Below are 9,021 nucleotides of genomic sequence, written 5' to 3'. Positions count from 1 at the left end.
CACCCGTTCACCCCCGCCCGGTCGAAGATCCCCGTCACGGCAGTCAACGAGCACCACCCGCAAAGGTCACCCATTCGACCCAAGAACCCCCGTTCCCCTCCCGAAGAACGGAGACCGAGAACGCACCCCATAGCCGGGAAGCCCGTCCCGGAGCAGGCGCCGGCCAACCGCATCCGGCCCTGGCACTCACTCACACTCACCAGAAGTCACTCCCGCTCAGTACACCGGCAGCAGTCGCCAACCCCTTCGAGGCACGGGCGGTCAGCAAGGACCCCACCACGGCGTACACGACCGGCAACTTCAAGGTCATCGCCCACAATCGGCGACGCCGACAAGAAGTCCATCGAGGACGCCATCGACGAGGTCCGGGACGTCGGCCTGACCGTCGAGGTCGGCGGCGACGCGCTGGCCAGTCAGCCGGCCGCGGGCGCGACGGCCGAGGCGATCGGTATTGCCATCGCGGCCCTCATGCTGGTGCTGACCTTCGATTCGATGGCCGCTGCCGGTCTTCCGCTGCTGACGGCGGTGCTCGGTGTCGGGGTCAGCATGGCCGCGATCACGGCCCTGGCCAGCACCTTCGGCCTGTCGGGGACGACCGGCACGCTGGCGATGATGCTGGGGCTCGCGGTAGGCATCGACTACGCCATGTTCGTCGTATCCCGCTATCGCGAGGAACGCGCCAAGGGACATGCTCCCCAGGAGGCGGCGGGTCTGGCCACCGGCACCGCGGGTTCGGCGGTCGGCTTCGCCGGCCGCCGAAGGCAAATCGAACGAGGAGATCGCCGACGTTCTCTTTCTCAGCCCGCTGACCGTACGCACTCACGTGCAGCGCGCCATGACGAAGCTCGATGCCCGCGACCGGGCCCAACTGGTCGTCATCGCCTACCAGTCCGGGCTGGTAGGGCCTGCCTCCGGCGGTTGAGCGGGGCGCCTACGGGGGTGGTGGGTCGGGGTAGGTCAAGGAGCCGAAAGCCGGAGGCGCTGGCATTGTTTGAACTGCGGCAGCCGTCTCCATCTCGAGGTGACCCATGCGCCTACTGCTCGTCCACCCCAGCGCCCTGCTGTACTCGGAGATCTTCCTGAGGCTGGAACCACTCGGTCTTGAACGAGTGGCCGGCGCCGCCCGCGACGCAGGTCATCAGGTACGAGTGGTGGACCTCCAGGTGCTCGACCACGCGGATCTACGGTCGGAACTGGCGTCCTTCCAGCCCGAAGCGCTCGGCATCTCGCTGAACTACCTCGCCAACATTCCGGAGGCCATCGAGATCGCCGAGCGGACGAAACGGGCCGTACCCGGTTGTTTCGTCTTCTTCGGCGGCCACAGCGTCTCCTTCGTCGCCGAGGACGTGCTCACCCAGGCGGCGGGCGCCGTCGACGCGGTGGTCCGCGGCGAGGGCGAACCGGTCATGGCGCCGCTGCTCGAAGCGGTCCGCGACGGCGGTGTGGACGGCGTCCCGGGCGTGGTCACCGCGAACGGCCACGGGCCCGCGCCGCGGCTGCTGCACGGCATCGACGCGCCGCGCCCGGCCCGCGACCTCATGCGTCACCGCCGCCGGTACTTCATCGGGGAACTAGACCCGTGCGCCTCCATCGAGTTCACCCGCGGCTGCCCCTGGGACTGCTCGTTCTGCTCGGCGTGGACCTTCTACGGCCGCAGCTACCGCAAGGCGTCCCCGGAAGCGGCGGCCGAGGAGCTGGCGTCGATCCGGGAGCCGAACGTCTTCATCGTCGACGACGTCGCGTTCATCCGTCCGGAGCACGGCGACGCCATCGCCGCAGAGGTGGAACGCCGGCGGATCCGTAAGCGCTACTACCTGGAGACCCGCAGCGACGTACTGCTGCGCCACACGGAGGTCTTCGAGCGGTGGGCCCGGCTGGGGCTGAACTACATGTTCCTCGGCATGGAGGCGCTGGACGAGGAGGGCCTCGAGCTGTACCGCAAACGGGTCAGCCCGGACGAGAACTTTCACGCCCTGGAGACGGCCCGCAAACTCGGCATCAACGTCGCCATCAACCTGATCGTGGACCCGGCCTGGGACGAGGAACGCTTCCGGATCGTCCGCGAGTTCGCGCTGTCCGTACCGGAGATCGTCCACCTCACCGTGATGACGCCCTATCCGGGTACGGAGATCTGGCACACCGAGTCGCGTCGGCTGACCACCCGCGACTACCGGCTCTTCGACATCCAGCACGCCGTCGTGCCCACGGCACTGCCGCTCGACGTCTTCTACCGGGAACTGGTCCGCACCCAGGCCGTACTGCACCAGAAGCACCTCGGCCTGCGCACCGCCTTCGGCGCGGCGCGCGTCCTCGGCCGCAACCTCGCCCGCGGTCAGACGAACTTCGCGCGCATGCTGTGGAAGTTCAACCGGGTCTACAACCCGCGGCGCCAGCTCGCCGACCACGCCCGACCGGTCCGCTACGAACTCCCGCTGCCCCCGCACACCGAGCTCGGCGACCGCCGCGAGCTGTACGTCCACACCCGGCCGGCCGCCCACGCCAAGCCGCCCGGGCCGCAGCACTGACCGGCCGCGCGTTCCGGAACAGGGCCCGGTATGCCGGTCGCCGTCCTCGCCTCACTCGCCGCGGGCGCCTGCTTCGCCCTGGCGGGAGTACTCCAGCAGCGGGCGGCCAGCGCCCGCCCCGCCGAGGAGGCACTGTCCTGGACCCTGCTCAGCCATCTGGTCCGGCGGCCGCTGTGGCTGTCCGGGATCGCCTTCGCCTTCGTCGCGTACGGATTCCAGGCACTGGCCCTGGCTCACGCACCGCTCAGCCTGGTGCAGCCGCTGATCGTCTGTGAGCTGATCTTCGCGGTGCCGCTGTCCGCGCGGCTCAGCCGCAAGCGGCTGGGTGCCCGGGAGTGGATCGGCACCCTCTCCGTGGCGGCCGGTCTGGCGCTCGCCCTGTCCACCGCACGGCCGCACGGCGGCAGCTCGACGGACGCGGATCTCGGGCCCTGGCTGATGACGCTGGGCTCGGTGTGCGGGGTGACGCTCTGCGCACTGGTGGCGCGCCGTTTCGTCGGGGGTACGTGGCGGGCGTCCCTCGTAGCCCTGGCCGGCGGAGCGGTGATGGGCTTCCAGTCCGTACTGCTGACGATCACCGTCGCGCACATGGAACGGGGCCTGCTCTCGCTGTTCACTGCCTGGCAGACGTATCTGCTGGTCATCGCCAGTTTCGCCGGGCTGCTGCTGATCCAGAGCGCGTTCCAGGCGGGCCCACTGGCCGCCACGATGACGGTGATCGACGCGACAGAACCGGCCGTGGCCATCGCGACCGGCACGACGCTGTTCGGGGAGACGCTGCACCACGGCTGGCCCACCTCGGGATTCACGGTCCTGGGTGTGTGCCTGACGGTCTTCGGGATCGTACGGCTGAACTCGTCGCCCTTGATCGCCGCGCTGCACCCGCGCGAGACGGACAGCCCGCCGGTCGCGGACGGTCCCGGGGGCGGACGAGCGGCGGCCGAGCGCACGAGGGACCTGCGGTCGTAGTGCGGCGACCTTGGTGAAGTCCGGTGCACTATGGCGCCCCGTAAGGGGCGCGGGGCGTGACATTGTGCGGCTCCGCCGCGATGGGGGCTCCGCTCGAGCGGAGCCGAGAGTGCAGAGCGACCAAGCCCCACCGGCCCGCGGTTTCATCGCTCAAGCGACGCGCTCGGTGGCCATTCGGACGGCCGCCGCCTCCTGCCAGACCGGCACCAGGTCATCCGCGAACACCTGCGCCCAGGTGGGATGCCGATGCCGGGCCGTGGCGACCGCCCGCTCCCCCACCACCCGGCGCAGCTCCGGCCGGGTCACCAGCTCGGTCAGCACCTGCGCCCAGCCCTCCGCGTCGTCGTGCCGTACGACCAGGCCGTCCCGCCCCGGCCCGGCCAGCCACTGCGTGGTCCGGGCGCCCGCGGGCAGTACCACGGGGAGGCGGCAGGCCATCGCTTCGGCGACGACGTTGCCCACGGTCTCCGTCCGGGACGGGAACGCGAACACATCGCATCCGGCGTATACCCGGGCCAGCCACTCCTGGGGCTGCGGCGCGAGCAGCGTCACGTCGGGGCCGAGCAGATCCGCGACCCGGCCCCGGTCGGCGCCCGGGCCGACCATCAGCAGATGTACGGCATGTCCCCGACGTCTCATCCGGTCCACCGCCTCGGCGAGCAGCAGCGCGCGCTTGGAGGCGTCCACGCGGCCGACGAACAGGATGAGCGGCCGGTCCACGGGCACGCCGTGGGCGCGGGCGAGTGCGCCGCGGGCCCAGGGATCGGGCCGGAACCGCTCGCGGTCGATGCCGCGCCGCAGTTGCGAGACCCGGTCGGGGTCCGTCAGCGCGGTGATCTCGGTCCGGTCGTCCGGCGAGGCGACCAGCACCCGGTCGCACATCCGGATCAGCCGGTCGCGCCGCCGCCGCGCCAGCCACGCGACCGCCGACGGCGCGCCGCCACCGGGGAACCGGCCGTCCATCCAGGCCAGGCCCGGCGTCCGGCCGAGCATCTGCTTGAGGTACACGGACGCCAGGGCCGGGACGTCCGTGTGGAGCGAACCGACCACCCCGGGCCGTACGGACGTCGGGGCCCGGTCGGCGCGGCGGACCAGGAGGGCCGCCGTCGAGGCGAAGGCGAAGGTGTGCGTGAGATGCCAGACGTCGTGCCGGGGCAGCAGCCTGGCCAGCCGGGGGTGGAAAGGGGCGAGATCGACGATGTCGACTCCGCCGACCGCGGGCATCAGGGCCGCCGTGCTGAGCACCGGCCGCAGGCTGACGAACCGTACGCGGGGCGACAGCGGCTCGACGCTCTCCCGCTCGCCGAGGACGTACACGGTCAGGTCGATCCCGGGTCCGGGCCCGGTGTACTGGGCCGCGGCTTCGGCGAAGTGCTCCCAGCACTTGACGTGACCGCCGGCCGAGCCGTTCCTGAGCAGTTCCACGAGGACCGCGACGGAGGGGACGGGGTGGTGCGCCCGGCCGGCGCCGGGAAGCGCGTACGCCTCGGCGAGAGAAAGTCCGGAAGGTCTCGAAAGCCCGGAAAGTGATTCGCCCATGGCACTCGTAGTACCCGTTGGCCTGCGCTTCCTATCAAGGGCTCGGGCAGGTGGGCGCGGGCGGTGGCGTACTACCGCCCTGCGGCGTTCGACTGCCCTGTGCACGGGCCGGGCGGACGCAGCGGTCCCTTCGTAGACTGGGCCCGGAGTACACCGTCACCAACCGACGTTTGGCTTCACCGGTTGCGGAGGACGACTACCGTGCCCCACGACGCACCCCACACCGGCTCCGAAGTCAGCGCGCCCATAGGCACCGCGGCCGGCACGGACTCCGATGCTCGCCCGCGCCTCGCCGCCGTGTCGGCGCCGAAGGCGAGTGTGGCCCTGGTGACGGGCGCGTCCTCGGGCATCGGCGCCGCCGTCGCACGGCGCCTGGCGGCGGAGGGCAATTGGCACCTCGTACTCAACGGGCGCGACCGGACGCGGCTCGAACGGGTCGCCCAGGACCTCGACCACGGCGCCAACGACACTTCGGCCGCCGCTTTCCCCACGGATCTGGCCGAGCCGGGGGCGGACCGGCGGCTCGCCGCGTACGTCCTGGACTCCGCCGGGCGGCTGGATCTGCTGGTGGCAGGCGCCGGCATCGGCTGGGCAGGGCCCTTCGACACCATGCCGCAGCGGGCCATCGACGAGGTGTTCTCCGTCGACGTATTGGCGCCGGTGCATCTGGTACGACTTCTGCTGCCGGGCATGATCAGCCAGGGCGCCGGCCGCGTGGTGCTCATCGGCTCCGTCGCGGGCAGCCTCGGGGTCCGTGACGAGGCCGTCTACTCCGCCGCCAAGGCTGCCCTCGGCACCTTCGCCGAGGCCCTCCGCTACGAGCTGCGCGGCACGGGCGTGGGGATCAGCCATGTCATGCCCGGGGTCGTCGACACCCCGTTCTTCGAACGGCGCGGCGCTCCCTACGTACGCTCGCGCCCCAGACCGGTACCGGCCGAACGCGTCGCCGAGGCCGTCTGGCAGGCCATCATCCACGACCGCGACGAGGTGTACGTACCTGGCTGGCTCCGTCTGCCCGGCCGGCTGCACGGCGTGGCACCGGCCCTGTACCGGCGTCTCGCGGCCCGGTTCGGCTGACGGCGGACGGATTGACGGCTGAGCACCGCCGCCGGCGAACGGCTGACGCTGCCGCCGGTGAGCGGACAGGACCGCGGTCGGTTCAGCTCCGGGCCTCGCGGGTCTTGGAACGGTTCGCCTTGCGCACCGCGTCCAGCAGCTCGGACTTCGTCATACGGGACCGTGTCTCGACGCCGAGTCGCTTGGCCACGTCGTACAGGTGCTGCTTGGATGCCTTCTCGTCCACGCCCTCGCCGCTGCGCCCGCCCAGTTGTCGCGGCCGTCCCGCCAGCGGGTCGGAGGGGCCTTTGCGCCGGTGCTCCTTGCGCTCCCAGTGATCGCCGACCTTCTCGTACTTGTGCTTGAGCGCCGAGTACGCCACCCGGTGGGCCCGCTCGCCCTCGCCGTACTGCTCGACGGCGGAGTCATGGGCCTTGACCCAGGTGCGCTGCGCGTCCTTGGAGGACCGGTCCAGAGTCGACGGCAGTTCCTGCTGTCCCGGCACGGGACTCACCTCCCCATCCGGTTCGGGCTGAGCGGGATTCGAGTGCCCGGCTCCCCCTGCAAGAAACGGGACCGCGGCAGCCGGAGGGACTGCCGCCGTTACTTGCCCCAGATCTTTCGGTACGCCTCCCGGTAACCCGGCGGGTCCCAGGTCGTGGCCCCGGCACTGTTGGCGGCCGTGGTGAGGTGGACGGGGGCCACATATCCGCTGGCGGGTCTGCCGGCGAAGGCCCGGTTGAACTCGTCGACGATCTGCCAGCCCTGCAGCGACAGCGGCTCGGGGACGGTGGCGGCCTGGTACTGCTCGCTGTTGATGCGCTGGAAGGCGGAGGGGTCGCCGTCGCCGGCGCCGATGTTGAAGGGTGGGCCGGAGCCTTTCTTGCCGGCTGCCCGGAAGGCGGGGGCGGCGTCGGCGAAGTACAGGTCGTTGATGGCGATGGAGTAGGTCCAGTCGCTCTGGAAGCGGGAGAGGAGGGAGGAAATCTCCCGGGGGGTGCGGCTGCTGGCGTCCGGGATCGGGATGTTCTCCTGCGCCAGCAGTTTCACGCCCGAGCAGGTGGCCAGCTCCTTCCTGATCAGGTCGGACTTGTTCCTGGCGAAGGGGATCGAGGCGTCGGTGATGACCACGGCCCCGGCGCGGCCGTTGGAACGCGAGATGACCCACTGAGCGCTGATTGCGGCCACGTCCTCGACCCGCGTGGTGACGTTGGTGAAGAGCTTGGGCCGCTGGCTGGGGCCGGGCGAAGCGATGGCGTGCCAGCCGATGAGCGGGACGCCCGCCGCGTTGGCCCGCGCGACCTGCTGCGAGGTCGAGCCGGGGTCGAAGCCGCCGATGACGATGCCCGAGGGCCTGAGGGCCACGGCCGCGCTCATGGCCGCCTGGATACCGGCGGGCGTGCCCCCGCCGTCGATCACCCGGACGTTCCAGCCGATGACCCGCGCGGCTTCCCGCACTCCGTTCGCGGTGCCCGCGACTCCGGGGTTGGTCATGGTCTGCGCGACGTAGACGATGGTTTTGCCGGACTCCGCCGTGGGGCCGCTGGTCGGTCCGTCCCAGGGGGCGTCGGTCTTCTCTGCCTGTCTGACGGCGTCCTGGGCCTTGGCGTGGGCCGCGGGGCAGCCACTCGGGCCCGTTGCGGAGTCCCCCTCCCTTGTGGACGAGCCGCGTTCGCAGCCTGCAAGGACGGTTACCGCTGCCAACAGGGCCGCGGAGGCGGACCGAGCCGTGAAGAAGCCGGGGGTGGCCTTGCGGTTGCGCTGCACGGGAGCTCCTCGCGGAGGGATGAGCGGAGGGTGCGGTCGGAGTTACGGGGGTGGCCGTGGTGTGGGTCAGGGAGTGGTGCCCGTTGTGCCACCGTCCTGGGCCGGGGGATACGGCGGTGGCGGCGGCCCGACGGGCGAATCGCGGGCCGAGACGGCGCCGGTGCGCAGGCGGCGGGCGGAGTAGCCGGCCAGGCCGACGGCGAGGAGCAGGGTGCCGCCGTAGAACAGCGGGGTCGTCCAGAAGTCGGCGCCCATCTGGCCGATACCGGTGAGGCCGACGGCGAGGACGGTGACGGCGACGACGGTGCCCATGGCGTTGGGGCGGCCGGGCTTGATCGCGGTGGCGCCGAGGAGGGCACCGGCGAAGGCGGGCAGCAGGTAGTCGAGGCCGACGCTCGGATTGCCGAGCTGTTGCTGGGCCGCGAGCAGCACCCCGGCGAAGCCGACGATCAGCCCCGACGCGGCGAAGGCGTACACGGTGTACCTGCGGGCCGGGATGCCGACGAGGTCGGCGGCGCGGCGGTTGGAGCCGATGACGTACAGGTACCGGCCCAGCGGCAGCCGCTCCAGCACCAGCCAGAGCGCGACCGCGAGGGCGAGCACGTAGAAGGCGGGGACCGGAAGGCCGAGAAACGTGGAGTCGTAAAGGTCGGTGAAGGCGGCCGGGAGGCCTTGCGGGCCCGGGACGATCCGGCCGCCGTCGGTGATCCAGCCGGTCGCGGCGTACATCATGCTGCCGGTCCCGAGCGTGGCGATGAAGGAGTCGATCCGGCCGAACTCGACGATGACACCGTTGAGGACGCCCACCACCGCCCCACCAATGATCACCGCGAGGCAGGCGAGCGGCCAGGGCCACCCGTCGTTGACGACGAACTGCATCACCATGACATGCGCCAGGCCGAGGCCGTAGCCGATGGACAGGTCGAACGCGCCGGTCACGATCGGGACCATGGCGGCGAGCGCGAGGACCGCCGGGATCGACTGGGTGGCCAGGATCGAGTCGATGGTGTCCGCAGTGGGAAAGGTACGCGGCAGCGTGAGGGAGAAGATCAGGAAGAGCAGGGCGGTGAGGGCCAGCAGGCCGTACGTGCCGATGAGGTGCCCGCCCTGCCTCTCCCATCGGCTCAGCGGGCCCGGACGGTGCGATGGGGACGGGGGCGAGGAG

7 protein-coding genes and 2 pseudogenes are annotated in these 9,021 nt (G+C 71.4%); 5 read left to right on the top strand and 4 right to left on the bottom strand.

Annotated features, from left to right (window positions below; all coding sequences use genetic code 11):
* Positions 1 to 227: 227 nt before the first annotated feature.
* From G6048_RS49010 to G6048_RS44620, 4 genes and pseudogenes are all read left to right on the top strand, one after another.
* Positions 228 to 753: pseudogene (locus tag G6048_RS49010) on the top strand (MMPL family transporter); the annotation flags it as partial.
* Positions 749 to 922: pseudogene (locus G6048_RS49005) on the top strand (response regulator transcription factor); the annotation flags it as partial. The pseudogenes G6048_RS49010 and G6048_RS49005, both read left to right, overlap by 5 nt.
* Before the next feature lie 106 nt (positions 923 to 1,028).
* Positions 1,029 to 2,525: a hopanoid C-3 methylase HpnR gene (gene hpnR, locus G6048_RS44625; RefSeq protein ID WP_165345339.1), complete on the top strand. Its 1,497-nt coding sequence runs from the start codon at positions 1,029 to 1,031 to the stop codon at positions 2,523 to 2,525.
* A gap of 30 nt (positions 2,526 to 2,555) precedes the next feature.
* Entirely contained in the window at positions 2,556 to 3,494 is a 939-nt protein-coding gene (locus G6048_RS44620; protein ID WP_165345338.1) for a DMT family transporter, read from the top strand.
* Positions 3,495 to 3,644: 150 nt separating this feature from the next.
* On the opposite strand, the gene G6048_RS44615 is transcribed toward G6048_RS44620, so the two are convergent.
* Complete coding sequence (locus tag G6048_RS44615) at positions 3,645 to 5,033, bottom strand: glycosyltransferase (RefSeq protein WP_165345337.1); 1,389 nt, start codon at positions 5,031 to 5,033, stop codon at positions 3,645 to 3,647.
* Positions 5,034 to 5,234: 201 nt separating this feature from the next.
* Between G6048_RS44615 and G6048_RS44610 the strand changes: the two genes are divergently transcribed.
* On the top strand, positions 5,235 to 6,110 hold the full coding sequence (locus G6048_RS44610; RefSeq protein ID WP_408056235.1) for an SDR family NAD(P)-dependent oxidoreductase: 876 nt from the start codon (positions 5,235 to 5,237) through the stop codon (positions 6,108 to 6,110).
* Positions 6,111 to 6,192: 82 nt separating this feature from the next.
* Here G6048_RS44610 and G6048_RS44605 read toward each other — a convergent pair whose 3' ends face one another.
* The 3 genes from G6048_RS44605 to G6048_RS44595 all read right to left on the bottom strand — a co-directional run bounded on the left by G6048_RS44605 (position 6,193) and on the right by G6048_RS44595 (position 8,984).
* Complete coding sequence (locus tag G6048_RS44605; protein ID WP_165345336.1) at positions 6,193 to 6,594, bottom strand: ChaB family protein; 402 nt, start codon at positions 6,592 to 6,594, stop codon at positions 6,193 to 6,195.
* Positions 6,595 to 6,692: 98 nt separating this feature from the next.
* On the bottom strand, positions 6,693 to 7,856 hold the full coding sequence (locus tag G6048_RS44600; RefSeq protein ID WP_165345335.1) for a substrate-binding domain-containing protein: 1,164 nt from the start codon (positions 7,854 to 7,856) through the stop codon (positions 6,693 to 6,695).
* Positions 7,857 to 7,922: 66 nt separating this feature from the next.
* Positions 7,923 to 8,984 (bottom strand): ABC transporter permease, encoded by a 1,062-nt coding sequence (locus tag G6048_RS44595; RefSeq protein ID WP_165345340.1) that lies wholly within the window; start codon positions 8,982 to 8,984, stop codon positions 7,923 to 7,925.
* Between the last annotated feature and the right edge of the window lie 37 nt (positions 8,985 to 9,021).

It is taken from the genome of Streptomyces ureilyticus (genome assembly GCF_011045025.1).
In the GTDB taxonomy this organism is placed as follows: domain Bacteria; phylum Actinomycetota; class Actinomycetes; order Streptomycetales; family Streptomycetaceae; genus Streptomyces; species Streptomyces ureilyticus.
The sequence above is the reverse complement of the archived record's forward strand: the minus strand, read 5'-3'. Positions and strand labels throughout refer to the sequence as shown.